This window comes from Corynebacterium sp. HMSC11D10, assembly GCF_001806995.1.
GTDB classification, from domain to species: domain Bacteria; phylum Actinomycetota; class Actinomycetes; order Mycobacteriales; family Mycobacteriaceae; genus Corynebacterium; species Corynebacterium coyleae.
This window is the reverse complement of sequence record NZ_KV787019.1, coordinates 65369-91817: the sequence shown is the minus strand read 5'-3', so window position 1 is coordinate 91817 and position 26449 is coordinate 65369. Positions and strand designations below refer to the sequence as shown.

Annotated in this window: 21 protein-coding genes and 1 pseudogene; 13 read left to right on the top strand and 9 right to left on the bottom strand. The window is 62.5% G+C overall.

Annotated features, from left to right (window positions below; genetic code table 11):
* The coding region (locus HMPREF3120_RS01305) for an IS1249 family transposase (protein WP_070450099.1) at window positions 1–820 on the bottom strand (820 nt) is incomplete at its 3' end.
* 161 nt (window positions 821–981) lie between these two features.
* On the opposite strand from HMPREF3120_RS01305, the gene HMPREF3120_RS01300 reads away from it, so the two are divergent.
* From HMPREF3120_RS01300 to HMPREF3120_RS01290, 3 genes are all read left to right on the top strand, one after another.
* Complete coding sequence (locus tag HMPREF3120_RS01300) at window positions 982–1803, top strand: PhzF family phenazine biosynthesis protein (protein WP_070450072.1); 822 nt, start codon at window positions 982–984, stop codon at window positions 1801–1803.
* A gap of 81 nt (window positions 1804–1884) precedes the next feature.
* Entirely contained in the window at window positions 1885–2463 is a 579-nt protein-coding gene (locus HMPREF3120_RS01295) for an HD domain-containing protein (protein WP_070450069.1), read from the top strand.
* 120 nt (window positions 2464–2583) lie between these two features.
* Window positions 2584–4008, top strand: a complete 1425-nt coding sequence (locus tag HMPREF3120_RS01290; RefSeq protein ID WP_070450066.1) for an FAD/NAD(P)-binding protein — start codon at window positions 2584–2586, stop codon at window positions 4006–4008.
* 3 nt (window positions 4009–4011) lie between these two features.
* Here HMPREF3120_RS01290 and HMPREF3120_RS01285 read toward each other — a convergent pair whose 3' ends face one another.
* A complete protein-coding gene (locus HMPREF3120_RS01285; protein WP_141739330.1) occupies window positions 4012–5790 on the bottom strand; it encodes a fibronectin type III domain-containing protein in 1779 nt (592 codons plus the stop codon).
* A gap of 136 nt (window positions 5791–5926) precedes the next feature.
* Here HMPREF3120_RS01285 and HMPREF3120_RS01280 point away from each other — a divergent pair, with 136 nt between their 5' ends.
* Window positions 5927–7621 carry an alkaline phosphatase D family protein gene (locus HMPREF3120_RS01280; RefSeq protein WP_070450060.1) on the top strand — a complete coding sequence of 565 codons (1695 nt, stop codon included), beginning with the start codon at window positions 5927–5929 and terminating at the stop codon, window positions 7619–7621.
* A gap of 85 nt (window positions 7622–7706) precedes the next feature.
* Here HMPREF3120_RS01280 and HMPREF3120_RS01275 read toward each other — a convergent pair whose 3' ends face one another.
* The gene (locus HMPREF3120_RS01275; protein WP_246815388.1) at window positions 7707–9896 is read right to left on the bottom strand and encodes a YhgE/Pip domain-containing protein; all 2190 of its coding nucleotides are present in this window, start codon (window positions 9894–9896) and stop codon (window positions 7707–7709) included.
* A complete protein-coding gene (locus HMPREF3120_RS01270; protein WP_168156393.1) occupies window positions 9893–12484 on the bottom strand; it encodes a YhgE/Pip domain-containing protein in 2592 nt (863 codons plus the stop codon). The genes HMPREF3120_RS01275 and HMPREF3120_RS01270 overlap by 4 nt, the downstream gene beginning before the upstream one ends.
* 151 nt (window positions 12485–12635) lie before the next feature.
* Between HMPREF3120_RS01270 and HMPREF3120_RS01265 the strand changes: the two are divergent.
* Window positions 12636–13028 (top strand): annotated as a pseudogene (locus HMPREF3120_RS01265) (hypothetical protein); the annotation flags it as partial.
* 48 nt (window positions 13029–13076) lie between these two features.
* Here the strand turns inward: HMPREF3120_RS01265 and HMPREF3120_RS01260 are convergent.
* Window positions 13077–13763, bottom strand: coding sequence for an IclR family transcriptional regulator (locus HMPREF3120_RS01260; RefSeq protein ID WP_070450053.1), 687 nt, complete (start codon window positions 13761–13763; stop codon window positions 13077–13079).
* 60 nt (window positions 13764–13823) lie between these two features.
* Between HMPREF3120_RS01260 and leuC the strand changes: the two genes are divergently transcribed.
* Entirely contained in the window at window positions 13824–15245 is a 1422-nt protein-coding gene (leuC, locus tag HMPREF3120_RS01255; protein WP_070450050.1) for a 3-isopropylmalate dehydratase large subunit, read from the top strand.
* Between the two features lie 12 nt (window positions 15246–15257).
* Window positions 15258–15851 (top strand): 3-isopropylmalate dehydratase small subunit, encoded by a 594-nt coding sequence (gene leuD, locus HMPREF3120_RS01250; protein WP_070450047.1) that lies wholly within the window; start codon window positions 15258–15260, stop codon window positions 15849–15851.
* A 31-nt stretch (window positions 15852–15882) separates the two neighbouring features.
* On the opposite strand, the gene HMPREF3120_RS01245 is transcribed toward leuD, so the two are convergent.
* Genes HMPREF3120_RS01245 through HMPREF3120_RS01235 form a run of 3 tightly spaced genes read right to left on the bottom strand, consistent with a single transcriptional unit; the run spans window position 15883 to window position 17885 of the window.
* Window positions 15883–16329 (bottom strand): hypothetical protein, encoded by a 447-nt coding sequence (locus tag HMPREF3120_RS01245; protein WP_070450044.1) that lies wholly within the window; start codon window positions 16327–16329, stop codon window positions 15883–15885.
* Window positions 16330–16332: 3 nt separating this feature from the next.
* Window positions 16333–16827, bottom strand: coding sequence for a YbjN domain-containing protein (locus HMPREF3120_RS01240; RefSeq protein ID WP_070450041.1), 495 nt, complete (start codon window positions 16825–16827; stop codon window positions 16333–16335).
* A 26-nt stretch (window positions 16828–16853) separates the two neighbouring features.
* Window positions 16854–17885, bottom strand: coding sequence for an NUDIX hydrolase (locus HMPREF3120_RS01235; protein ID WP_141739329.1), 1032 nt, complete (start codon window positions 17883–17885; stop codon window positions 16854–16856).
* A gap of 104 nt (window positions 17886–17989) precedes the next feature.
* Between HMPREF3120_RS01235 and HMPREF3120_RS01230 the strand changes: the two genes are divergently transcribed.
* The gene (locus HMPREF3120_RS01230) at window positions 17990–18988 is read left to right on the top strand and encodes an NAD(P)H-dependent glycerol-3-phosphate dehydrogenase (RefSeq protein ID WP_070450038.1); all 999 of its coding nucleotides are present in this window, start codon (window positions 17990–17992) and stop codon (window positions 18986–18988) included.
* Window positions 18989–19013: 25 nt separating this feature from the next.
* Window positions 19014–20063, top strand: a complete 1050-nt coding sequence (locus tag HMPREF3120_RS01225; protein WP_168156392.1) for a D-alanine--D-alanine ligase family protein — start codon at window positions 19014–19016, stop codon at window positions 20061–20063.
* Window positions 20064–20098: 35 nt separating this feature from the next.
* Here HMPREF3120_RS01225 and HMPREF3120_RS01220 read toward each other — a convergent pair whose 3' ends face one another.
* Window positions 20099–21025, bottom strand: a complete 927-nt coding sequence (locus HMPREF3120_RS01220; protein ID WP_070450085.1) for a DUF3515 domain-containing protein — start codon at window positions 21023–21025, stop codon at window positions 20099–20101.
* 34 nt (window positions 21026–21059) lie between these two features.
* On the opposite strand from HMPREF3120_RS01220, the gene HMPREF3120_RS01215 reads away from it, so the two are divergent.
* From HMPREF3120_RS01215 to HMPREF3120_RS01200, 4 genes are read left to right on the top strand one after another with little or no spacing between them, the layout of a single operon-like run.
* On the top strand, window positions 21060–22022 hold the full coding sequence (locus HMPREF3120_RS01215) for a thiamine-phosphate kinase (RefSeq protein WP_070422950.1): 963 nt from the start codon (window positions 21060–21062) through the stop codon (window positions 22020–22022).
* Complete coding sequence (locus HMPREF3120_RS01210; protein ID WP_070422949.1) at window positions 22023–22664, top strand: uracil-DNA glycosylase; 642 nt, start codon at window positions 22023–22025, stop codon at window positions 22662–22664.
* Between the two features lie 24 nt (window positions 22665–22688).
* Window positions 22689–24341: a DAK2 domain-containing protein gene (locus tag HMPREF3120_RS01205; protein ID WP_083284720.1), complete on the top strand. Its 1653-nt coding sequence runs from the start codon at window positions 22689–22691 to the stop codon at window positions 24339–24341.
* Window positions 24342–26444 (top strand): ATP-dependent DNA helicase RecG, encoded by a 2103-nt coding sequence (locus HMPREF3120_RS01200; protein WP_070450032.1) that lies wholly within the window; start codon window positions 24342–24344, stop codon window positions 26442–26444. It begins immediately after the preceding gene.
* Window positions 26445–26449: the final 5 nt, after the last annotated feature.

Sequence of the window (26449 nt, the reverse complement as noted above, 5' to 3'; positions counted from 1 at the left end):
CAAACAGCAGGTCATTGCGCCACAGGTGGTTGAGGCTGTTGTAGGCCTTGCGCACGTTGACATGGGTCCACACGAGTGTGTCTTTGCCTGTTTTCGGGTCTTTGACCTGTGTCTTTTCGTTGAGCCAATCCTTGTAGAGCGTGTGAAACTCTTGCAGTTGTGCACCCCATTGTGCAGCCTCGTCCAGGGTGGTGATGCGGGTGAGTTTCAGTGCGAGTTGGTAGATGGTGCGGCCAGCATCAGTGCGTGGTCGTGAGGTGGTGTAGCGGCGTACTCTGCGTTGGGCGTGCACGAGGCAGCGTTGGATTTTGGTGTTTGGCCAGCACGTTTTAATTGCGCTTGTGGCCCCTTGTCCACCGTCGATCACAGCGATCAACGGTGCTTCGATGCGCTCAAGCAAGCGCTTGTAGTCGTGCGTGGTTTCTTGTTTGCACCAGTGCCAGGCGATGACGTGGTCGAGCGTTGCCGCCACGATCAGACAGCCACCTGCGGTGTAGGTGCCGTCGATGAAGATCTGGTCGTAGACCCTGCCTGCATGGCCGATGGTCGGATCAGGCACGTCAACCAGCCAGCACCAAGTAAACCGTCGTTTCATGGTGGCAAGGCTGATCCCGTGGCGTTGAGCCATTGCCCTTAACGAGCTTGACGTGGTGCAGTGATCAATGAACTGGGCGAACACTGCAGCATTGGCTAGATCGTCACGGCGTTTCACGCTGGACGCACCGCAAGCCTTGCATCGCCATCGGGTAGTTCCGTTGCTGGTGGTGCCGTTTCGTTTCATATCGCCGCCACAGTGGCAGCGTGGTCGGTTCTTTGGCATTGGGCAACCGAACCACCGCCGCGTAGCACACCAGGGCAGCCACACCGGGGATTGAGAGCGAAACTGCCAGATATATACCCGCAGCGCTTATACTTTCAGCATTAGCCCAGATCAACTGCTAAAAATCAGCCCAATCGGACACACTTTTTGAGCCTTAACCCGTGACTTCCCTTAGTTTCTTCGAACTCGACGTGTTCTCAACCGGTGCCTACACGGGAAACCCTCTCGCGGTGATCTGCGGGGCGGACCATCTGACCACTGAGCAGATGCAGCGGATCGCAGCTTGGACGAACTTCTCGGAGACGACGTTTCTGCTCGAACCTACTAACGACGAGGCCGACTACCGGGTCCGAATCTTCACCCCAACCGAGGAATACGCCTTCGCAGGGCACCCGACCTTGGGCACGGCGCGTGCGTGGCTGGAGTTGGGTAACACGCCGAAGGCCTCAGACGGCGTCGTCCAAGAGTGCGGTGTTGGCAATGTGCAGGTGCGTATCAGCGACTCGATGCTCGCGTTCGCAACCCCACCGCTGAAGAATTCTGCACCTCTTACGGCATGCGAACGTGCAGAGATCTGCGACGTGTTCGGGGTGGGGGAGAGTTCGCTCGTTGACGCCGCGTGGGGCGACAACGGGCCGGGCTGGCGGTTGGCACTGCTGGATAGCGTAGAAACCCTTCTCGCGTTACAACGACCGGCATCGAGCGATCTCAAGGTTGCATTTGCCGCACTCACGGGTGGGACGGATCCGGCGTATGTGTTACGCGCTTTTACTCCGACGTTTGAAGACCCGGTGACGGGTAGCGCGAACGGTGCGATGGCGCAGTGGCTGCGATCGCGCGGGGACGTGCCGGCAACTTACTCGGTCTCCCAAGGTACTGCGCTCGGCCGGGACGGCCGTGTGACCATCAGTGACGACGGCTCTGACATCTGGGTTGGTGGAGCGGTGACGGTACGGGTGCGGGGACAGATTGTCGTCGATTAGCAGCAGTGTTCGAATGTTCCGTCTTTCGTGTCGGCGGCATCTTTACAGTGGGACGTGTTTCCCGACAGAAAGGAGCCGTACATGGCAGAACACATTCCGGTTGTATCACCGCGAATCATTCGGGCTATCAACGTCGCCGCATTTGCGCACCGCAATGACGTGCGCAAAGGCACCGACATTCCCTACGTATCGCACGTGTTTGGCGTGATGCACTTCGTTTCTCAAGTCACCGACGACGAGGACGTTCTCATCGGTGCACTATTCCACGACATTTTCGAAGATGTCCCCGAGGAATACAGCGCAGAGCAGATGGCTGCGGATTTCGGCGAACGCGTCGTCGAGCTCGTCCGAGGCGTGACCAAAGAGGACAGCATCGGCAGCTGGCAGGGGCGCGCCGACGCATACCTTGCGCATCTTCGCGAAGCCGAGGAAGGCAGTGTTTTCATCGCAGCGGCAGACAAACTGCACAACCTGCTCTCCATTCATGCCGACCTCGACACAATCGGGGATGACCTCTGGGGACGCTTCAATTCGCCTGTAGAGCGGCAGGTGTGGTGGTACCGCTCAGTGTGCGATGTGGTTCAGGAACGCTTGCCGGGCAATCAGTTAGGTGCGGAGCTTCGTCGCCAAGTCGAGCGATTGGAAGCCCGCACCGCCTAAGGTGGGGCACATGTCCGGCGTACCTTTTGGCGAATGCGACGCGCGTCGCGGCATACGCCGTGCCGATTTCGAGTGGGCAGCAGCAACGCTCGACGAGTACTCCGCAAAGGGGCGTAGGAAATGAAAGTTGCCATCATCGGAGCAGGCCCCCGTGGGCTGTGGGCTGCAGAAGAGCTCATTGATCGTGCGGGGCAGCGTGGAGCAGCCATCGAACTTACGGTGTTTAACGAGACACCGATGGAAGAAATTTCAGCACCAGGAGCGTTTGGTGCCTCGGTTCCGGAGCAGTGGATCCTCAACGCCCCAAAATCCATTGTGGAGACCCACCTGGGGCCCTTAGATCCAAACGACGAGTTAGAAGGGCAGTTCCCTCCACGACGACGCGTAGGCGAGCACTTGGATGCTTCGTGGGAAGCCTTGCGGACGAACTTGCCAGCAAAGTGCACGCTTGATTTCCGCATCACTCGAGTACAGGACGTAACCCCTGTGGGAAATGGCGTTGAAGTGGACGGCGAGCAGTTCGACGAAGTACTCATGGTGACAGGGCACGCGCATGATTGGCCAGGCTCGCTTGCTCATCAGGATCTCGGGGATCTTCGTGTAATCGCCCCGGCGTACCCGGCAAGCAATCTGGATTCGGTCACATCCGATGACATCGCGCTCGTGCGCGGAGCAGCGCTGACCTTTATCGATGTCGTGCGCTACGCAAAGGCGAAAGTGTTTTACCCAGTGACCCGATCGGGCCGTTTTATGGAGGTCAAGGCCTACCTCGACGAGGAGCAATCGCGCCAGGCCCAACCCGTTATTGCGGAAGCTGACCGGGCGATTCTGCAGTGCCAGTCGCTTGAAGAGCTCAAGGAAATTCTGACGGAGTCAGCAGAAGCCATCCTCGCGATCGTCGGTGGCGAAGGTGCGCGTGAGGATATTCAAGCGGTGATCAACGGTGAGGACTTCACAGGGGATCCAGTGACGGAACTTCGCACATCGGTCGCTGCTGCAAAAGGGGAGAGACGATGGACGTCGGCGCTTGCTGTGGCGCTGGCGTTTCGCGACACCGAGGATGCGCTCATCCAGCGCGCGTCCTTCGGCGGCCGAGAATCGCTTGGCGGCTCCGAGTTCGACGATTTCATGAGCACACTCGGGCGCGTTGCTACCGGCCCACCTGTTGAATCGGCGGTGGAGATGCTCGCGCTTATCGACGACAACCGGATCCGCACCGACGTCTTCAACCGTGGCGAAGACGATTTGACCGAAGTGGCCAAGGAGGTCGGCGCAACAGCCGTGATTGACGCCGTGAACGCACCTGCCGGAGTCGTCGACGGGACTCTCATTGGGGATCTCGTCGAGCATGGTGTCGGGATGCGTTATGCAGACACTAGCGCCCTGCACATCCACCCAGACGGCACATTGGTGGGGCAGAAGCACCTTGCTGCTGCAGGGCGGATGAACGAGGGGTTGGTCCTCGGCCACGACACGCTGCGCCGAGATAAACAGAACATTATCTATCGGTGGGCTGAGCGTGTCAGTGCCCGTGCAGCGGAGTAGCCCTTAGATCCCGTACTTGTGGCGGATGTCTTGGACGAACTGAGGGTTCAGGTTGACCAGCACCGCAATAATGGCAGCGATGAGGCCGAACAGGATGCCCAACACCGTCAGGACGATGCCGGTCGTGCTGGAGCCGGATGCGTCGGTTTCAGTGGTCTCGTGAGAGCCGTTGTTGGCGTCGTTCTCAGACGGAGTGTTCCCGGTGTCGGCGCCGGATTTCTCTGTGGTGGGCGTGACGGTTTGCTTCACCGTCGTGGGGACAACCTTGGTGGTTTCCACAACGGTGGGAGATGGGGACGTAATCGTCGAGGTTTCCGTCAACGTCACCGTGGACACCGAAGTGAGCGTGGTCGGCTTCGCGGCGCTCGTCGTGGTCGCGCTTGGTTTTTCAGTCGTCGTCGGTGCTTCCTCCTGCGGCGGTTCCTCCTGTGTGGCGTCCTTCTTCAGCAGGGTGACCTGATCCACCACGTACGGGGTGTTGATGTTGTACGTCGTCAGTTTTAGCGACTCAGACGAGACGTCAATGCTGGTGTAGTCCGGGTTGTAGTCTTGGCGCCAACGTGCGGTGGACTTGTGTGCCAGGTCAGTAACGTTTTCTTCGCGGACATTCGGGTGGGTTGTGCCGTTTTCGTCCTGGAAGTCGTAGTACTTGCCACCTGTTGCCGTGGTGGAGGTGACGTAGAGGACCTCGTTGTCTTCCGGAATAAGAATGTCGCCGGACTTCGATGCGCCAGCGGGAATGACAGGGTCGACACCGTTCATCAGATGCGTGCGAGTGTAAATGTGGTCGTGGCCGCTAAGCACCAGGTCCACACCGGCTTCGGACAACTTTGGGGTCAAGGAGTTGCGTAGTTCGACGACATCCTTGTCGGTGTAGTGCGTGCCCTGGGAGAACGGTGCGTGGTGGATACCGACGATCACCCAGTCAGCGTCGGCACCATGTGCGGCGATCGTTTCGTTGACAAACTTCGCGTGGACGTCGATGTCGGCCTTGGATGCGCGGTTGCCGTCCAACCCGATGAACAAGACGTTGTTGTAGTTGAAGAAGTAGTTCGCGGTGTCATCAACTTCGTTGGGCAGGAAGTACGTGTCCTGGAAGTGACGGTCGAGCGTGTATGTCTCGTGATTGCCCTTCAGTACGGCAAGGCGGTACTCCTGGAGTTTTTCTGGCGCGGTGAACTCCTCAAGCTGCTTGACCGGGGCACCCCAGCCCTCAACCTGGTCGCCCAGGTGCATGATGAACGCGGAGTCGGGGTGTTCACCGGTTGCGGTATTGACCGCTTTGTTCCATGCGGCGGACTGCTCGGCGATTTTCGTATCTACACCGATTTGCGCATCGGCCATGGCGAGGAAGCTCCAGGAATCTCCGTCGGTGCCGGTGGTAAAGGTGCGCTGCTCGCTATAGCCACGACGATCGCTTCCAACCCGGTAGGCGTACTCCGTGTCAGGCTCGAGGCCGGTCATCGTCGCTTCGTGCGGGTAGAAGACAGCCGAGTTGTACGGGCCACGGGGCGATTCCACGCGCGTGATGTTGGTTGGGTCAGCAGTCGGCCAGTACTCCAGGAACTGTGTCTCGTTGGTCTTCGACTGCCAGGCCAAGTTCGCTTCCGTTGCGTCGGATCCGATGCCGAGGACGATGCGGCTGATGCGGGTGTTGATTGCACCTGCAGGGGCATCCGCAGCGACGGCCGTCGTGGCAGAGCCGAACAGGGACACGACGACAGCCGCAGAAATTGCGGTGCGACGAATAGAACGAGGGGCACGGGAAAGCGAAACAGTCATGTCCACCCACACAAGTCACGTTGTTTTAACAGTGGGTTACTAGCGGATCGTCACCTCAGTGAAGTGTGGGTAAATTTTTGGAAACTTGGCGGTTTCCTCGTTGCGAGCGCCTGTGAGCTGGTTGAAAGTGGGCGTCATGAGCTCGAAACCCCGTGTCAATCGTCGTATATTTCTCCAAACCGTTGCCGCGTCTGTCGCAGCCGTAGCACTGGGTACTGGCGGTGCTGTTGCTGCGCGCCGCAGCACTGTCTCAACTCCTGAGGTGCCAACGCCAGCGGATCAGTGGGACTTGCCATTTTTGCACGGGGTTGCGTCGGGAGACCCGTTGCCGGATCGCGTGGTGTTGTGGACCCGTGTGACACCCTCGCGCGAGGCGTTGCCAGGCTCAGGTCTTGGCGACGATGTCGAGCTGGAATGGCAGATCGACACCACTGAAGACTTCACTCACCCAAAGACAGGAAGCGCGATTGCGCGTGCGGAATCCGACCACACGGTGCACGTCGATCCGGACGGGCTCGATCCAGATACGGAGTACTTCTACCGTTTCATCGTGAAATCGGGTGAGCACGCAGGTTCTTTTTCCCCGGTGGGGCGTACGTTGACTGCGCCAGCCGTAGACGCTGACCTGGATACGCTCAATCTCGCAATCGCATCATGTGCGAACTGGGAGTCCGGATTCTTTAGCGCCTACGCTGACATGGCTCAGCGCGCGCGTGCGGGCGAAATCGACCACGTGGTGTTCCTCGGCGATTACATCTATGAGTATTCAACCGGCGAGTACGTAGGCAAAAGTGGTGTGGCCAGGATGCACCATCCGGAGTGGGAAATCACCACGTTGGAGGATTACCGCCAACGTTACGGCCGCTACCGCACCGACTTGAACCTGCAGGCGGCCCATGCGGCGTGCCCTTGGATTGTGGTGTGGGACGACCACGAGTCAGCCAACAACAGCTGGCGCGAAGGAGCCGAAAACCACACGGACGGCCGGGTTGAAGGGCAGTGGAAGCAACGCGAAGCAGCGGCGATGCAGGCGTACTTCGAATGGCTCCCGGTACGTCGCAGTGCGCTCATTGAGGCTCCAGGCATCTACCGCAGCTTCCAGTTTGGCAACCTCGCGCAGCTGACGATGATGGATCTGCGAACATTCCGCGACGAGGAAACCACCAGCGACTACTTTGCCAACGATGAGCGCACAATGCTTGGCGACGAGCAGTTTGCCTGGGTGGCAGAACAACTCCAACAGTCCACCGCACGCTGGGATGTGCTGGGTAACTCCGTGATGGTGTCGCCCATGCGCTTTGTCACCATCAAGGACAACGAGAAGGCCAATATTGCAACGGGCTACATGAGGGAGCGCGCTACCGGTATTGCGGTGAACTCGGATCAGTGGGATGGCTATGCGGCCGAGCGTGACCGCCTGCTCACCATGCTGGACGAGCAGGAGTCGAACGCCTTGTTCCTGACCGGCGACATCCACTCAGAGTGGGCGAACTCGATTGCCTCCCCGTCGGGCTTTGGTGAGATCGGCTGCGAGATGGTGACAACCTCAATTTCTGCACCAAATGTGGATGAAATCCTCACCACAGTGTTTGGGACGTACCACCCGGAAGACAACTCGACGTCGCTGCTGGTGGAGAAGACCATCCGCGATGCCAATCCCTGGGTCAACCACATCGATTTCGATGCCCATGGCTACGGCATCGCAAGCATCCACTATGACTATGTGGACATGCTCTACTACCGGGTCTCGGACGTGGAGGACCCGGACGCTTCCGTCAGCTTGGGCGAGAAGCGCCAGTGGCGCATCGGCGAGGGGTTCGTCGAAGCATAATCTGCTAATCGACGACGGCCGCGACATCTGGGTGGGCGGGCTGGTGACCGCGCGCGTGCGCGGCACCATCGACCTGTAGGCGCGGCTAGGACATCATCACCTTGGTCTGAGCAACCGCCTCGTCCATGCGGCTGATCGCGTGGTGCAGCCGGTGGCGCAGCCAGAGGCCGAGGAAGAGGAAAGGCAGCACGAAGAGGACGAGGCTGCCGAGGGCTCGCCAGAAGTCCCAGCCGTAGGTGCCGAAGACCGCGGCGCGCATAGCGCGGATCGAGTAGGTCGCGGGCAGCCAGGGGCTGATCGCCTGCGCCCAGCCCGGCAGCAGCTGCAGCGGGTAGGCGCCGCCCGCCGCCGAGACCTGGAGCACCAGGATGAGCACGCCCACGGCCTTGCCGGCGTTGCTCAGGGAGAGCACCAGCGTGTAGCAGATCAGGTGGAAGACCAGGCTCGAGACCCACCCCGCCATGAAGAGGAGGAAGGGGTGCGCGGGCTCGATGCCCACGTAGACGATGAGCCCCGCCATGAGGAGCGTGGATTGGGCCAGACCGGTGGTCACGAACGTCAGGTAGCGGCCAAAGCACTTCTGGCCCGCGGTGAGGCGGTCGGGATCGACCACGTTCTGTTCGATGGAGCGATCGTCCGTGCGCACGGCCACCGACGTCAACAGGGCGCCCACCCACAGGGCGAGCACCGTGTAAAGCGGGGCCATGCCGGCGCCGAAGCTGACGCGGGGGAAGACCTCCTTGCGCTCCACCTTGACTGGGTCGACGAGGGCGTCGGCGAGCTCCTCCGGGTGGCTGGAGACGAGGTCGGCCAGCTTCGTCAGGTCCCCGCTCGAGCGCGACTGCGCGATCGACCGCTGCGCCTCCTGCATCCTCGCCGCGCTGGCGCGCAGAGATTCCGCCGTGTCGCGCAGGTTCGCACCGGAGGCTGCGAGGGTGTCGCGCAGCGAGCCGGGCCGATTGGCCAGGGCAGAGGAGACGCCGTCCATGTCCGAGCGGGCCTTGTCGACGTTCGCCCGGACGTTGTCTAGCGAGCCCGACAGCGCCTCGAGGCGCGGGCGGATCCCGGTGTCGTAGGAATTCTTGGCCGAGTCCATCGCCTCGCGGGCCCGGGCGATCGAGTCCTTGATCTCCTGCCGGTCCGCGTTCTTCCCGTCCCGGCCGCCCTGCCCGGCGGTGAGGCGCGCGGCGGCGTCGTTGAGTCGGTCGCGCACGGCCGTCTGGCGGGCGATAGCGTCGTTGAGGTCGCCGACCACCGCGCGCACCGCCGGTTGGGCGTCGGGGGGAAGCACCGGGGCGACTTGGCCGTTGATGGTGTCGCGCAGGGCCGTGTACTGCTTCACCTGGACATCGATGCGCGCGGCGATGTCCGTCAGGCTCGCGGCGGTCGCCTGGGAGGTGGCGGAGGAGTCCGCCATCAGCTGGTCGACGCGGTCGCTTATGGCGGCAAAGCTTTCCGACGTTGCCCCCAGCGCCGCCGCAAGCGCTGCGCCGCCTCCGCCGAGGCCCGCCCCGGTGGCTCCGAGGTCGACGGGGCGGACCTGCCCGAGGGAGTCGCCCAGCGCCCCGGAGATCCGCTCGGCGCTGTCGACGAGCGGCACGCTCGACTCAGTGAGCGAGGCGAGCGCGTCCACGGTGCTGGCGCTGGAGAGCAGCTGGTCGCGGGCGCTGGCGGTGCGCGTCTCGATGGAGTCGAGTGCCTGCTTGGTTTCCGCCTCGTTGAAGAAGTCCGAGGTCGTCTCGATCAACCCGAAGGACACCTCGGCGAGGACTCTAGTAAACGACGCGCTGATCTGGGCGCTGACGCCCTGCGCGCCGCTGGAGATGAGCACCGGGGAGATGGGGTTCTTCTTCTCGTTGACGTAAAGGTCGATGCGGCTGGGTTCGGCGTTTCCGGCGTAGAAGGTGAACATGTCGTCGCTCAGCGTGGGCGGCAAGACGATGGCGGCGTAGTACTCACCGGACTTCGCGCCCTCGATGGCGTTGTCGGCATCGGTGATGACCCAGTCCATAGAGTCGTCGCGGTAGAGCTGGGAGAGGACCATGTCGCCGACGTTGACGGACAGCGGGGTGAGATCGCTCGTGTGGCCGCGGTCGGTGTTGGCCACCGCCACCTCGAGGCGCTCGGTGTTGCCGAATGGGTCCCACGTGGCCAGCACGTTGAACCAGGCGAAGAGGCAGGGGATGGCGATCAGGCCGACCATGACAATGCCCGCCATGACGTTGGTGTAGAGCCGGCGCAGGTCGTTGTAGGCGATGGAGAAGACGGTACTCACTTGGTGTCCTCGCTTTCGGCATCCGCGGGCCCGATGGTGACGCTGGTGCCGGCGGAGTCGTGGCGGTGGATCACGGCGTCGCGCAGCTCGGCCTCGCCGAGGCGCGAGACCTGTTCGGCGTCGACGAGGCTCTGCGTGAAGTACTCCACCGCGCCGAGGTAGAGGACGACCAGCAGTGACCAGGTGACGACGATGGCCAGCATGATCGTCTTGTCGGTGGGCAGGAGCATGGTGAGCAGGGTGATGATGGCGATGCCGACAACGCCCGCGCCGATCCCGCCGAAGATGAGGGTGCGGTAGTTCTCCCGCAGCATCCGCGCCCGCTTCTCGACGCCACCGCGGAACTCATCCCGGTCCGACAGGGCGGCCATGATGTCGGACGCGCGGTAGGGCGAGCCCATGACCTCCACCTTCTCGTTGGTGATGAGGTTCGTGCGCGCGAGCTGGCGGTTGAACAGGAGGTTGGCGTGCGAGGAGGTGAGTCGGAACAGCCACCCCAGGGCGAAGGCTGCGGCGGACATGGCGAGAAGCGCCGCCAAAAAGCGGAGGTAGTGATGACCGTAGAACCCGGCGATGGTCTCGCGCATCGCGTCGATGCCGTAGCGGAAGGGGAGGAAGGGGTAGATGCGGCGGAAGAAGTCGGGCATGAGCTCGATGGGGTAGAGGCCCGACGCGCCCGGGATCTGGATGACGACGAGGAAGACGGCGATGCCGCGGCCAATGTGGCCGAGCGCGGAGACGATGGAGTAGATGATCCCTGTGTAGGCGACCCCGATGACGATTGCGGTGGCGAGAAAGGCCGTGACGGACTGTATCTGCACCCCAAATGCCACGTTGCCGAGCGTCACCACGACGGCCTGGAGCACCGAGAGCGTGGCGAAGAGGAGGAAGCGGCCGAGGTAGGCCTGGCCGACGGTGAGGCGGCGAAAGCCCTCGGTGTCGACCTCGACGCGGAAGATGATCGTCAGCACGAACGCGCCGATCCACAGGGCCAGGTTGGTGAAGAAGGAGGCCATGGAGCTGCCGTAGTTCTCCGTGGGGAAGACGGCCTGCTGCTCGACGGTGACGGGCGAGGAGATGTACTCGCCGATCTTCGCGGAGTTGAGGTTCGTGACAGTGTTGAGGGCCTTCGAGTCGGAGGTGGCCAGGAGGGCGTTGATGTCGGACTGGGCGGCGCGGGCGCCGTCGGCAAGCGTGCCGAGGTTGCCCGAGACCTCGTCGAGGATGCCGAGGCTGGCCGCGAGCTGGTTGTCCACCCCGGCGAGCAGCGAGGTCGTTTCCTCGCGCAGGGCACGCTGGCTGTTCAGCGCGCCGCGCACGGAGGCGACGCTGCCGGAGGCCTGCGCGAGCGAGGCGTTGATCGCGGGCACGGACTCGCCGAGCTGCGTGCTTGCGGCGCGCGCTGCGGCGTTGGAGTCGGCGGTCGCGGCCTCGAGGGAGTCGCCGAGCTCGCCTATTGACGCCAACGCAGCGCCCGTGCGGCGGTCCACGTTGTTCAGGCCGTCGAGGACGGCGCGGGAGGCGACGGTACGCTCCTCCAGCGCGCTGGCCGCGGCGTCGAGCTGAGCGCGGACCCCGGGCGATAGGGCGGCCCCGGCCGACATGGCGCGCAGCTGCGCGGCGGCGGATTCGCCCTGCTTGACCACGCCGTCGACCTCGCCGACGGCGGAGCGCACTCGCCCTTGGGCGGTGCCGAGCTGGCCCGTCGCCTCCGCGATGGAGGCGTTGGCGGAGGCGGCGCCGAGGCTGAGCGCGTTGGTGGACTCGACGAGCGCGGCCGACGTGTCGGCGCTGAAACCGGCGGAGGACTTCTGCAGCTCGGCGATGATCCCCTCGGCCTCGCCGAGGGAGGAGTCCACGGACCGGAGGGTGTCGTCGACGGAGCCGACGAGGGTGTTCAGCTCGGCGACAACCGGGCGCGCACCGCTGATGCTCTGCTTCATCGTGGCCACCCGCCCCTGGGCGGCGTCGAGGCCGGCGGCGATCTGGCCGAAGCTCCCGGAGGCCTTGCCTCGGACCTCCTCGGCGTCATCGCGCGCCGCGAACCCCTTGTTGCGCAGCTCGGTCGCCGCGGCCTCGCCGACCTTCTTCTTGAAGGCCTCGGACACGGCCGTGTTGACGGCGGAGGCGCCGGCGTCGGTGATCGAGGGGGCGACGCCGTTGCTTTTCTCATTGACGTAGTACTCCAGCACCGGCTGCGTGTAGGTGCCGCTGACCAGGCTCAGCAGGTCCTCGCTGAACTCGGGCGGGATAAGGAACATGGCGTAGTAGTCGCCGCGCATGAGCCCGTCGCGGGCCTCGTCCTCGGGGAGAAACACCCACCCGATCTTGTCGTTGGCCTTGAGCTGCTCGGTGATCTGCTCGCCGACGTCGACCTCGCCGACGCGCTCGGCGGAGGCGCCGCGGTCGTTGTTGACCACCGCGATGCGGATGTTCTGGGTGTGGGCGTAGGGGTCCCAGAAGGCGTTGATGTTGAACCACGCGTAGAGCGCGGGGGTGATGAGCACGCCGACGATGATGATGAAGGCCCGGGGAACGCGCAGCAGGCGACGAATGTCCCGTCCAAGAATCTGCCCGCTCTTGCTCACGTGGCGAGCGTACCCTCGAATGGAGCGTTGGGGGAAACACCCCGGGTCTGGGCCAAACTCGAGTCCTTCAACCCCGGCGGTAGCGCCAAGGACCGCACAGCCCGCGCCCTCGTCGCCGACGCCCTCGAGCGCGGCGTGCTCGGCCCGGGACTGGCAGGAGCCGACGCGCGGCGCGTGGCTCACCGAGGTACTCTCCGGCGGCGTCGCAGAGGCGCTGCGCGAGCGCGGGTTGCGTCTGTATCTTGAGCCGGGGCGCTCGCTTGTCGACGGCTGCGGGCTAACCCTTGCCGAAGTCGCCTTCACCAAGACCCGTTCCGACGCCGTGCCCCTGTTGGGCCTAGCCATGAACCGCACCCGGTGCCGCACGACCTCGGATAACTTCCTCATCGACCCCTACCTGGTCAAGCGGACCCCGCCGAGTGAGGAGATCGAGGCGTTCTTGGTCGGCGCCTACTGCATCGAGGACGAACTGATCCTGCGGCGGAAGATCCGCTTCCCCGCGGTGTGGCCCGCGAGGCGCTTGGACGACATCGACGTTCGCTGACGCCCGTTGGCGCCCCCAGTGCCGGGCCGGAGCTCGGCTAGAGCTCGGCTAGAGCTCGGCGCTCAGCCGAGCGGTGGCGTTCTTGAGCGCCTCGCCGCATGTTGCGCCGGGGGAGGGCTTCAAGCGCTCGGCGGGACCCGACACAGACAGGACCGCGACTAAGGTGCCGTCGGGCTGGAACACCGGGGTGGACACGCTCGCCAGGCCAACCTCGCGCTCGGAGACAGACTCGGCGTAGCCGACCTTGCGTACCTGTTCGAGGTCCGCTGCATCAAACGGGGAGTCGATCGGGCAGTGGGCAGCAAACACGCGGGCGGCAGAACCGGCCGATAGTGTGAGCCTGGAGCCAACCGGCACTACGTTGTGGAGTCCGCTTTCCGGTTCTTCGGCAGCGATGCAGGTGCGGGTCGACCCCGTCAGTTGGTAAAGCTGTGCGGATTCCCCGGTCTGTGCAACCAGGTCTCGCATAACCGGCGCGGCTGCCGGAAGCAGCGCGGAGGGAAGCCCCGTGGCAAGACCGGTCAGTGCTGGGCCGAGTGTCCATTCGCCGTGTTCGTTGCGGGAAAGCACATGGTGCAGTTCCAGCGCAGTGGCAATGCGGTGGGCGGTTGCGCGTGGCAGGCCGGTGTCGTCGCTAAGTTCTGCGAGTGTTTTATCACCCGCACCAACCGAGCGTGTGATGGCAACTGCGCGGTCGAGGACTTTAATCCCGGAACCTTCGTTATACTGTCTCACAGTTCGAATCCTAGCATCTCATAGTGTGGGATGTTGGGAGCCCGTATGAAGGAGGACCGGATGACTCAGCCACCGTTGACATTAGCGGAGAAAGTGTGGCGCGACCACGTGGTAACGAAGGGGGAAAACGGCGAGCCTGACCTCATCTTCATCGATTTCCAGCTCCTGCACGAAGTGACCTCGCCGCAGGCGTTTGACGGTCTGCGGATGAACGGACGCACCATGCGCCACCCCGAGTTGCATTTGGCAACGGAGGACCACAACGTGCCCACCACGGGTATTACCAGCGGTGACCTCATCGAGATCACCGAGCCTACCTCGCGCACCCAGGTAGCCACCCTGCGCGACAACTGCGCCGAGTTTGGTGTGAAGCTGCACCCGATGGGCGATATCCAGCAGGGCATCGTGCACACCGTCGGCCCGCAGCTGGGCATTACACAGCCCGGAATGACCATTGTCTGCGGCGACTCGCACACCTCGACGCACGGCGCGTTCGGCTCGATTGCCATGGGCATCGGCACCTCTGAGGTGGAGCACGTCATGGCCACCCAGACCCTGCCGCTGAAACCCTTCAAGACCATGGCCATCGAGGTCACCGGCGAGCTGCAGGACGGCGTGACGGCCAAGGACCTGATCTTGGCGATCATCGCCAAGATCGGCACCGGCGGCGGCCAGGGCCACATTATCGAGTACCGCGGCGAGGCCATCGAGAAAATGTCCATGGAAGCACGCATGACGTTGTGCAACATGTCTATCGAGGCAGGCGCGCGAGCCGGTATGGTCGCGCCGGACCAGACCACGTTCGACTACGTCGAGGGCCGCGAGTACGCGCCGAAGGGCGAGGACTGGGATGCAGCCGTGGAGTATTGGAAGACGCTGCCGACCGATGAAGGCGCAAAGTTCGACACCGTTGTAGAAATCGACGGTGCAGCACTGACGCCGTTTGTCACCTGGGGTACCAACCCAGGCCAAGGTCTGCCGCTCGGCGAAAACGTTCCCGACCCGGAGGACTTCACCGACGACAACACGAAGGCATCTGCTGCGAAGGCCATCGAATACATGGGCTTGACCCCGGGTATGCCGCTGCGCGACATCACCATCGATACGGTCTTCCTCGGTTCCTGCACCAACGCGCGCATCGAGGATCTGCGTGCAGCCGCCGACGTTGTCAAGGGCCGCCGCATCGCCGAAGGTACACGCATGCTCGTCGTACCGAGCTCCACACTTGTGAAGCAGCAGGCCGAAGAAGAAGGCCTCGACGCGATCTTCACAGAGTTCGGCGCAGAATGGCGGACCGCGGGCTGCTCCATGTGCCTCGGCATGAACCCAGACCAGTTGCGACCGGGGGAGCGCAGTGCCTCCACAAGCAACCGCAATTTCGAAGGCCGCCAAGGCCCGGGTGGCCGTACCCACCTCGTATCCCCGCTGGTTGCAGCAGCAACTGCGGTGACCGGCCACCTCGCAAGCCCGGCAGATCTGTAAAGGAGCCCGATCATGGAAAAGTTCACCACTCACACCGGCGTCGGCGTTCCGCTGACCCGCACCAACGTTGATACCGACCAGATCATCCCCGCGCGCTACCTCAAGCGTGTGACCCGCACCGGTTTCGAGGACGGCCTGTTTTCTAATTGGTGTGAAAACGAAGCCACATTCGTCCTCAATCAGGACGCGTTCAAAGACGGCTCCGTGCTGTTCGCCGGCGAGGACTTTGGCACAGGCTCCTCGCGTGAACACGCTGTCTGGGCGCTCATGGACTACGGCTTCCGCGCCGTGTTCAGCCCTCGATTCGCGGATATCTTCCGAGGAAACGCCGGCAAAGCTGGCCTGCTCGCGGGCATCATGAGCCACTCCGATATCGAGCTGATCTGGAAGCACCTTGAGCAGCACCCAAGTGATGAGGCGATCGTCTCGCTCGAAGACTGCACCGTCACCGTCGGCGGCAACACCTTTACCTTCGAGATCGACGATTACACCCGCTGGCGGCTCATGGAAGGCCTCGACGATATTGGGCTGACGCTTCGCGACGAGCCCGCCATCGAACGATTCGAAGCAACGCGTCCAGCGTTCAAGCCGTCCGTCGCGGGTTAGACCCCGGACGGCGATAGCGCCCTCGGGCTGGTTATTTGCCCAACTGGTCGACGACGCCCGGGGCGAACGCCTCCAGGAACTCACGCGCAGCGACAACGACGCCTTGGATACCGGTCTTGATCTCGTCGGAAAACTGCTGGTCGCTGCGCTCCCAGTAACCCGGCAGAGAGTAGGTCACGGCAAGCGCGGTGATGCCGCGCTGTTCGTCCTTCACTGCGGTCACGGTGGGGTAAGCCTTCTCAATGTTGTATCGCTCCACCCACTCGAGCACCTCATTAAACTGCGCGGCCTTCACCGAATCCACAGCGACGGTGGTCAGCACGTTGAGATTCGGCTCGATCATGTTGATTTCCAGACCGATACCGGAAAAACCGGTGCGCAGCGCAGGGCCAAGCGGTGCCTTTTCGTACTTCCAGCCTTCCTTGTCAAACAAGGCGATGACACGGTCGATGCTGAGGTTGCTGGTTGCAGAAGTCATGTCCTAGTCCTCCTGGTTAGCTTCGGCGTTAGCTTCGGTGTTTGCTTCGGTGGTGAAGGTTTTCGGGCCGCTCGTCGACAAGAGCTCGCTGGTATCTGGCAAGGCCTCGCGCAGCAGGTTCACCACGTGATGGATTGCGGAGAAGTAGTAGTCCAACATTGCACGCACCTGCTCGTCGGTGAAGCCTTCGTTGGAGAAGAACGGCGCGTCGATCAGCACGACGGCATCGTCCTCACGACGTACCGGGTGTACGCGCACGAGGGGCATCGTCCGGTTGATCTCGTTGCAGCGCAGACGCAGCGTCTCAATATCGTCGCCCTCAATGATGCCGAGCCAGCGTGCGGTGGCCTTGAAACCACCCTCGGCTACCTCGAAGAACACCATCAGGCTGGGAAATGCGGTGCGAACCTCGCCGCTGTCTTCTCGGAAGTACTGCACCCCCATTGATTTCAGGGTGGCCGCGATGCGGTCTTGGGAAATGGCGGTAGGAGCTGCCATGGTCTGGGCCTTTCGTCGTGGTGGGGTTACAGAACTGGAAGTGGGGAGGGGATGTAGTCCGCGCCGATGAGCTTGCCGTCGTGGAACGTCAGCACCCATACGGAGGCTTTCTTCGCGCGGATTTCTTCGTCGATAGGCAGTGTCCCTTGCGCCGAGAGCCACGCGATTATGCCGGGGATGATCCCACCTTGCGCGCACACCACGCTGGTTCCGCCGGCCTCAATCACGTCCTTGAATGCGTGCTTGGCGCCAACCATGTCGGCGATCCAGGCATCGTCGCCAAACTGCTTATCGACGACAACCTGACACTCCATCTCATCCGCCAGCGGCGCAACCGTGTGCTGGCAGCGCTCCGGAACCGCCGAGTAAATACGTTCCGGCGCGAACGCACTGAGCAGGGGAACGAGCATCTCGGATTGGCGGCGGCCCTTCTTATCCAGAGGACGCAAGTTGTCGTCGCCGGACCATTTGTTGCGGTCGTGGGCGCGGGCATGTCGGACATAGAGGATGCGTGCATCTGCGGGCGTGTTAAAGCGCTTCTGGGCCTTCTGGAGCACCTCGCGGTCGAGGTCGTACGTCATCAACTCAAGCGCTTCATTGAGTGGCAGCCAGCGGATCTCGTCGACCTCGTTGTTGGGTACGAACTCGCCACCGACGACCTCGCCGGTCCAGTAATAGACCACCTTGGTGGTCTTCTTTACCGGGTAGACCGTCTTGCCCAGCAACTTGCCCAGGCGAACGTCGTAGCCCGTTTCCTCCTTGATTTCACGTACTGCGGTTTGTACAAGCGACTCATCAGGGTCGACCTTGCCCTTGGCCAGCGACCAGTCGTCGTAATGAGGACGGTGAATGCACGCAACCTCAATGGTGTCGGGTTGCGTAACGTCACCGCGCCACAGCACCGCACCCGCAGCAAGCGTGGTGCGCTCGAACCCCTTCTGCGGTTTTAACGGAATAGCCTGAAGCCTGCCAGTGAGAAACTTCTCACCCAAGGCGTCCTTATCTTGCTCGGAGAGCTTCCCGCTGTTTCCTGGTGTCTTGGATGCGTGAGTAGGCATGTCCTCCATTGTGTCCCAAGTAACCCACTCACGCCGGACACGCCACGCGCCACGGCCGGTGGTAGGTTAAACCGGAACAATCGGCTGGGAGGATTCAGAAAAATATGGTCAACGTTGCGGTACTGGGGGCAGGCTCCTGGGGTACAACCCTGGCGAAGGTGTTCGCGGACGCCGGCAACAGGGTCACGCTGTGGGCGCGTCGGGACAACCTTGCCCGCACCATTCAGACCACGCGGGAAAACCCGGAGTACCTTCCCGGCATCACACTCCCGGATGCGATCGAAGCCACCTCGGACGAGCAATACGCGCTGCAAGACGCGACCATCGTCGTCTTTGGCGTACCCAGCCAGACCATGCGGGAAAACGTCGCGCGTTGGGCACCCATGATCCCGGCTGATGCGACGATGCTGTCCATCTCAAAGGGTGTGGAAACAGGAACACATCTGCGTATGAGTGAAGTTATTGCAGAGGTCACCGGAGCGGACCCGAACCGGATTGCAGTGCTCAGCGGGCCCAACCTGTCGCGCGAGATTGCGCTCGAACAACCTGCCGCCACCGTGATTGCATGCGCTGACGAGAACCGCGCAAAACTCGTCCAAGCCGCGTGTGCGACTAACTATTTGCGGCCGTACACCAACACCGATGTTGTGGGCTGCGAAATCGGCGGCGCGACGAAAAATGTCATTGCGCTTGCCTGCGGTATGGCTTCCGGCCAGGGGCTTGGCGACAATACCCTGGCATCCCTGATCACCCGTGGCCTTGCAGAGACCACCCGTCTGGGCAACGCGCTCGGCGCGGATCCCCGCACGTTTGCAGGTCTTGCCGGTATGGGAGACCTCGTGGCCACGTGTGCTTCGCCGCTGTCGCGTAACCGCACATTTGGCTCCGCTTTGGGGCAAGGTGCGACGATGGAAGAGGCGAAGGCTGCGACGAAGGGCCAGGTTGCGGAGGGCGTGGTGTCGTCGAGAAGCATTTTCCAGCTCGCCGAAAAGCATGGCGTGGAGATGCCGATTACCCAGGCAGTGTTTGCCATTTGCCACGACAACTTCAAAGTTGCGGACACGATCGCGACACTGATGGGGCGCAGCAAGAAGGCAGAGTAAAACTGCGCCATGGCTACGCGGTAGATTGGTCAGCGTGATTCGCGTAGCAGTTCTTTATGGTGGCATGTCCACCGAGCACTCCATTTCCTGCATTTCCGCAGCGTCGGTGATGCAACACATGCCGGCTGACTACGAGGTGTTTCCCATCGGTATCACCCGTGACGGCGTATGGGTTGAAGGCACAACAGACCCAGTAAACGGCGTCGCGCTGCCTGAGGTGCCCGCTGGCCGCGAAGTTGCACTCTCCATCAACCCGACGCGCAAGGGGCAGGTTTTCGACGTCGCAACCGGCGAAAGTATCGCTTGCGTCGATGTTGTCTTCCCGGTGCTGCACGGCAAATACGGCGAAGACGGCACAGTGCAAGGACTGCTCGAACTTGCTGGTGTCCCGTACGTCGGCCCAGGGGTGCTTGCATCCGCCTGTGGCATGGACAAGGAGTACACGAAGAAGCTCGTCGCGGCTGAAAACATTGCGATCACCAGGGAAGTGATCCTCGACGGTCGGGCAGTGCTTGACGACGACGAGCGTGACTACCTCGGTCTACCAGTGTTCGTAAAACCCGCCAACGGTGGGTCATCGATCGGTGTGTCCAAAGTGAGCTCCTGGGACGACTTCCCGGCGGCGTACGACCTTGCGCACGAATCCGATTCCAAGGTGATTGTGGAAGCGGAACTTGTCGGCGACGAGGTTGAGGTGGGAGTCCTCGAACGACCCGACGGGACCATTGCGGCATCTCTGCCAGCGAAGCTCAACGGCACCGAAGACTCCGAGGAAGGCTTCTACGGGTTTGAAACGAAATACCTCGAAGAGGGCGTTACGGCAACGATTCCGGCACCGTTCGACGAGGCAACAACCGCGCAACTTCAAGACATGGCGGTGACGTGTTTCAAGGCGCTGAACTGTAAGTCGCTCGCACGTGTGGACTTCTTCGTCACCAAGGACGGCCCGGTGCTCAACGAGGTCAACACCATGCCTGGATTCACCGCGATTTCGATGTACCCGCAGGTGTGGGCAGCCACCGGAGTGGACTACCCGGAACTGCTGGACACGCTGGTGCGGACCGCGCTGCGTTAAAGCACAGCGTTAAGGCGCAGCGTTAAAGCGCAGCGTTAAAGCGCAGCGGTGTGCTCGGCGATCAGTTCAGTCAGGTTCGTAATCGCCTCGTTGCTCTCCGCCTGCGGCAAAGAGACTGCGATACCGCTGTCGCGCCCCAATGCGTACCACGTCGATGCCGTGGTGCCGTTTGCCAACAGCACATCCTCGAACCACGGAATGTCATTGACCTGGGCAAGTTGTGCACCCGGTGCGTAATTCGGCGATGGGGCGACACCGCAGCGCAGAACGATCGGATCACGTCCCTCGGCACGCCATGCGACGGTGTTTTCGGACGCAGGCTCTGTCCGGGTGTAGCCCTCGGCGATAGCATCCGGTGCGGCCTGGAGCAGCGCGTCGCACTTCGATGCATCTGCGCCTTCCAACGCGGACAAAGGCGCGGGGTTGTGGGGCTGATCCTTCGATGGCAGCCCATCGGCGCCCAAGCGTCCAATGGATTTCTTTGAGTCGTGGAGTACCTGCGCATCACCGGTCACGGCGATCACAGGGGAGCGGTCCACGGTGTACCAGGTGGCCAGGTTGGACTGGGGCGTAATGTCGTCGATACGCATCCACGTTGCATTGCCGATGGTTTCAGTAACGGCGTAGTCCGTGTACTGCGCCGGCATGTCTACACCGCAGCGCAGGGCGACGCGGTCATCGGTGGACTTGCGCCAGGCGGCGGCGCCTTGTGGTGCCGGTTCTGCGAGTTCGGCACGGGGAAGGCCGGCGAACCGGTCGGGGAGGGCGTCGATAAGCGATGCGCACTCCGGGCTATCGGCCATCGGGGCAGGAAGATCAGCCATCGCGACCGGCTGCAGCGCCACACGTTGGAAGAACACACGAGCGCCAATAACGGCTCCGAGGACGAGAAGGACTGCGAGGCCAAGACTGACCAAAATTGTTGTGCGATTAACCTGTGGTTCGTGCGCCGTGGTTGCCATGGCGAAATAGTCTAACGAAAGGGCTGCCCAACCCGTGATCACCACCGGATTTCCCACTGATGGTCCGACGCTTGCGCAGGTCGGCGAGCGAGCGGTTATCGCCGCGATTCGCGCTGCCGCACCGTCTGCCCTCAACGGCGACGACGCAGCGGTACTTACCCCCTCAGTGCCAAACTCGAGAGTCGTCGCCGGCACCGACATGTTGGTGGAAGGCCATCACTTCACTCGTGCGACCACAACCCCGTACCTTTTGGGCCGCAAGGCGACGGTGCAGAACTTCGCGGATATCGAGGCAATGGGCGCGCGCCCGATTGCAGCACTGATGGGGGTGTCTGTCTCCCGCGATGCGCCGGCAGCATGGGTCGAAGAGATCGCCCGCGGCATTGGGGATATGGCAGGGGAGTATGGCTGTGAACTCGTCGGCGGGGATCTGACCGACGGGCAAGAACTTGTGGTCTCCGTAACCGCAATCGGCTCGCTTGGTGGTAACCGTCCGCCGCTGACGCTAGATGCGGCACGCCCCGGTCAGCGAGTGGTCGCGCACGGCAATATCGGTTATTCAGCCGCAGGATTCGCGCTGCTGCAGTCCGGGATTGATGTGCCGGAGGAGCTCGAGGTGCTTGTGAAGGCGCATCAGGCCCCGGTGCTTACCCCGGGGCGTGGCGTGGTGGCGCGCGCGGCAGGCGCGACCGCGATGACGGACAACTCGGATGGGCTCATCCGGGATGTGACGACGCTGGCAAAGGCATCTTCGGTAGGCATCGAACTGTCAAAGGTGGCGCTGCGCCCGGATGCGACCTTGCAGGCTGCGGGCGTACTCCTTGGCGTCGACCCGTGGGAGTGGGTGCTCACAGGTGGGGAGGACCACACCCTCATCGGCACGATCGATGGGTCCGCACCGGTTGGGTTCCGTTCGATTGGCGCAGTCACCCGCAAGCCCGGGGTGCGCATCGACGGCGAGGCCCCAGAATTGACCACCGGATGGGAGAGTTTCTAAATGCTGCCCGTGCACGAATCTTGGCAGGAACCGCTCGCTCCGGTGGAAGATCGAATCCACGCAATGGGGCAGTTTTTGCGCACAGAGGACGACTACCTGCCGCGTGGCCACGATATTTTGCGGGCTTTTGCGGATCCGTTCGACGATGTCCGGGTCCTCATCCTGGGCCAAGACCCGTATCCGACCCCAGGACACCCGATGGGGCTCGCGTTTTCCACCCAGCCTGGGGTGGCGGCGCCAAGGTCGCTGGTGAATATCTACAAAGAGCTGCAGGCTGATCTGGGTATCCCGCCCCGGGCGGATGGGGACCTGTCGTCGTGGTCGTCGCAAGGCATTTTGCTGCTCAACAGGGTGCTTACCGTGCGTCCGAGAAAGCCCGCGTCACACCGTGGCAAAGGCTGGGAAGAGGTTACCCAGGCCGCAATTGAGGCGCTTGTCCGCCGAGATGCGCCACTCGTAGCTATCTTGTGGGGCCGTGACGCACAGACAGCTGCGAGATTTTTGGGGGATACTCCCCGGATTGAGTCGCCGCATCCGTCGCCGTTATCAGCATCGCGCGGTTTCTTCGGTTCGCGCCCGTTCTCGCGTGCAAATGAAGCGCTTCAAGCACAGGGTGCGAATCCCATCGACTGGAGTCTGTAACAGCTCCCTGTAAGCTTTCGCTTCATGTCTGTCACTCCGCTTATCGACGCCGCAGGGTTGCGTGCGTGGGCCCAACGCGCCTCCGCCGAGCTGGAGCGGCGCCGAGTGGAGATCAACAGCCTCAACGTCTTTCCCGTGCCGGACTCCGATACGGGCTCCAACATGGCGCACACGATGCGTTCAGCCTGCGAGCAAGCAGCTTTGCTTGGCGACGACGCCAGCGCCGTCGATGTCGCCGAAGCCCTGGCCGTCGGCGCTGTACGTGGAGCACGCGGCAACTCAGGTGTGGTGTTGTCCCAGGTGATGCGTGGAATCGCGCAGTCTGTCAAAGACGATGCTTCGGACGGGGAGATGGTCGCGGACGCATTGGCGCATGCCGTGAAGTTTGTGGACCAAGCCATTGCGGATCCGGTGGAAGGCACCGTGATTACGGTGCTCCGAGCGGCGTCTGTGGCTGCCCAACAAGCGGTGGAGGACATTGGGCGTCCGTTGAGTTTGCTCGATGTTGTAGCACCTGCGACATCCGCGGCCAGGGTGGCCTTGGCCAACACGCCGTCGCAGCTGCCAGTGCTGCGCGAGGCCGGAGTGGTTGATGCCGGCGGTACCGGTGTGGTGATTCTGCTCGAGGCGCTGTTGGAAGAGGTAGAGGATAGTCCCGCAACGGCACCCGATGGTGATGTCCAAGAGAGCGCCGTACGCAGCGCAGAAAGCAGCACAGAAGCCAGTGCAGAAAGCACCCCGGCACCTGCTGAAGGGGCAGACCGCGACGTGCACGTTGACATGGCGCATGCGGGGCCGTCGGGTCGGGAGCACTCCCTTGAGGTGCTCTTTGGGTTTCAGGGCGATATTGCGGAGTTGGAAACCGAGCTGCGCCCCTTGGGCGACAGCCTGGTCATCGCTCGGCTATCTGATACGGAAGCCACTGTGCACATTCACTCGCTCGATGCAGGTGCTGTGATTGAGACGGCGTATCGCCTCGGCAAGGTCCAAAACCTGCGCCTTGAAGTGCTCCCGGGTGCCCCAGTGGTGCGAAACCCCGATCGCTTGATTGTGGCCGTGACTCCTCCCGGCTCCCTGACAGAGCTGTATAAGGAAGCAGGCGTGGTCACTGTTGCCCCGGGCGACGAGGTGATCTCGGACATGCTCTCCGTGATTCGGCGTTCGGGCAGCAACGAGATCATCGTGCTGCCGAATGGGCTGCTCAGTAACCGGAATCTCGCTGCCGTGGAGAAAGCAACCCGAGCGCTGGAACAGACGATCACACTGCTTCCTACAGTCCGGTTAGTCTCCGGTATTGCAGCGCTGTCTGTGCACGATCCGAACCAGCCGCTGGCTACCGCCGCGTTTTCCATGTCTGAGGCGGCTGGCGAGATGCGTACGGCAGTGGCTCACCGCGCAAAGAAGGGCGCGCTGACACTCAGCGGCGCGGTTGCCAAGGGTGATGTGGTGGTCACCGCACGTGGGGAGACGCTGCTTATCGCCGAAGACCCGCTCGATGCTGTGAAGCGGGCATGCAAACGCCTGCTCGAACACGGCGGGGAGCAAGTCACGGTGCTGTTTGACCCAGCTGAGCTGTCGGAGGAGGAGCTTCGCACGCTGAACACTGAGCTCGGCGTCCAGGTCATGGTTTATCCTGCAGATGGATTGCAAGCATGTGCGGAGATCGGGGTGGAGTAAATGCTGGGGTTTGAGGACAATCGGCCACTGACTGAGGTTATTCCTGCGAAGCAGGCACGGGCGATTGAGAAACACCTCAACATTTCCACGTGTGGCGAGCTGCTTCGGCACTATCCGCGACGCTACCTGCACTACGGCACCGGTGCTGACCTGACCGGGGTCGAAGCAGGCGATACTATCACCGTGATCGGCGAGGTCGTCGACGCCAACACGTTTTACACCAAAAAGACGCCCAAGCGGCCGATTACCAAGGTGATGATCCACGATGGGCGTACGGAGTTCCAAGCCACCTTCTTCGGCTCCCAATATGCCCAACGGGTGCTGAAGCCGGGTCGGCGCGCGATGCTGACGGGCAAGTTGGATTTCTACCGTAATCAGCCTCAGCTGCAGCACCCTGACTTCGTGCTCATGGACGGTCCTACTGAGGCGACCGGTTCCATGCGTCAGCTGTCTCACTTCGGCGATCTGGAAGAAATGCTGCGTGGCCGCCAGTGGCTTCCCCTGTATCCGGCGTCGAAGCAGGTCAGCACGTGGACGATTATGGGGGCTGTGCATGCGGTGTTGAAATCGCTGCCGCGTATCGACGAGCCCCTTGGCTTCACCCCCATCGGCCTGCTGCCGTTGAATGCTGCTGTGCGTCAGATCCACGAGCCCGGTGCAGAGGGACCTGCGCGCGCAAAGGAGCGCCTGAAGTATGACGAGGCCCTGTCTGTGGCGTTGGCGATGGGTGTGCGACGCATCGACACCTCCGCTCACAGGGCGCCCGAGATGCCCTATGTGAAGGGGGGCGATGAAGACAAGCTGCTGGACGGTCTGCCGTTCCCGCTGACCCGCGGCCAGAAGGAAGTGATCACGGATATCACGGCTGATATGTCCAAGACAGTGCCGATGAGTCGCCTGCTCCAAGGCGAGGTTGGCTCCGGAAAGACGGTGGTGTCGCTGATGGCGATGCTCCAGGCCGTCGATAACGGCGCGCAGGCGGCATTGCTTGCTCCGACGGAAGTTCTCGTGCTGCAACACGCGCGTTCGCTAACGTTCACTCTCATGCGTGCGGGTCTCCCCACCCGAGTGGTTGCGCTGACAGGATCGATGACGGTCGCGCAGCGCCAAGAGGCACTGCTGAAGATTGTTTCCGGGGAGGCCGACATTGTCGTCGGTACGCACGCCCTGCTCCAAGAGGGCGTGGACTTTTTCAACCTGGGGCTTGTCGTTGTCGACGAACAACACCGCTTCGGCGTAGAGCAACGCGACGCCCTGCGTGCCAAAGCGGGGGAGACCACACCGCATTTGCTGGTGATGACGGCAACGCCGATCCCACGCACCATTGCGATCACGGTGTTCGGCGACTTGGAAGTATCCACGCTGCGCGAACTTCCCGGTGGGCGCAAACCGATCCAGTCTGCGGTGGTCCCGGAATTCAAACCGCGCTGGGTGGAGCGCGCTTGGGAGAAGATCCGCGAAGAAGTTGCAGCCGGGCACCAGGCCTACATTGTGTGTCCGCGTATCGACGGCGAAGGCGGCGTACTTGAGGTTGCCGAGCATCTCGCCGCAACGGAGTTTGCGGACCTGACCGTCGGCATCCTGCACGGACGCCTCAAAGGCGACGAGAAAGACAACGTCATGGCGGACTTCGCCAAAGGCGGCATCGACGTGCTGGTGTCCACGACGGTGATCGAGGTCGGCGTGGATGTGCCGAATGCCACGGTGATGGTCGTGCGCGAGTCGGAGCATTTCGGTGTCTCCCAGTTGCACCAGCTGCGCGGCCGAGTTGGGCGTGGCGGCAACCAGTCGCTGTGTCTGTTCCACACGCTCGCGGAGGAAGGCAGCCCCGGCTTCACCCGCGTATCCCAGGTAGCGGCTACAGCGGACGGGTTCGCGCTCGCGGAGCTTGACCTGCTTAACCGCGGCGAAGGTGACGTGCTCGGCACAGGCCAGTCCGGCATCAAAAGTACGCTGCGGTTGATTAACTTGGTGGAGGATTACGACATTGTCAAACGTGCCTACGACGACGCCGCCACGTTGGTGGCAAACCAGCCCGAGTTTGCCCGGGCAGCTACCGCCGGGTTCGTGGCAGAAGACTTCGAATATTTGGACAAGAGTTAGCTGGT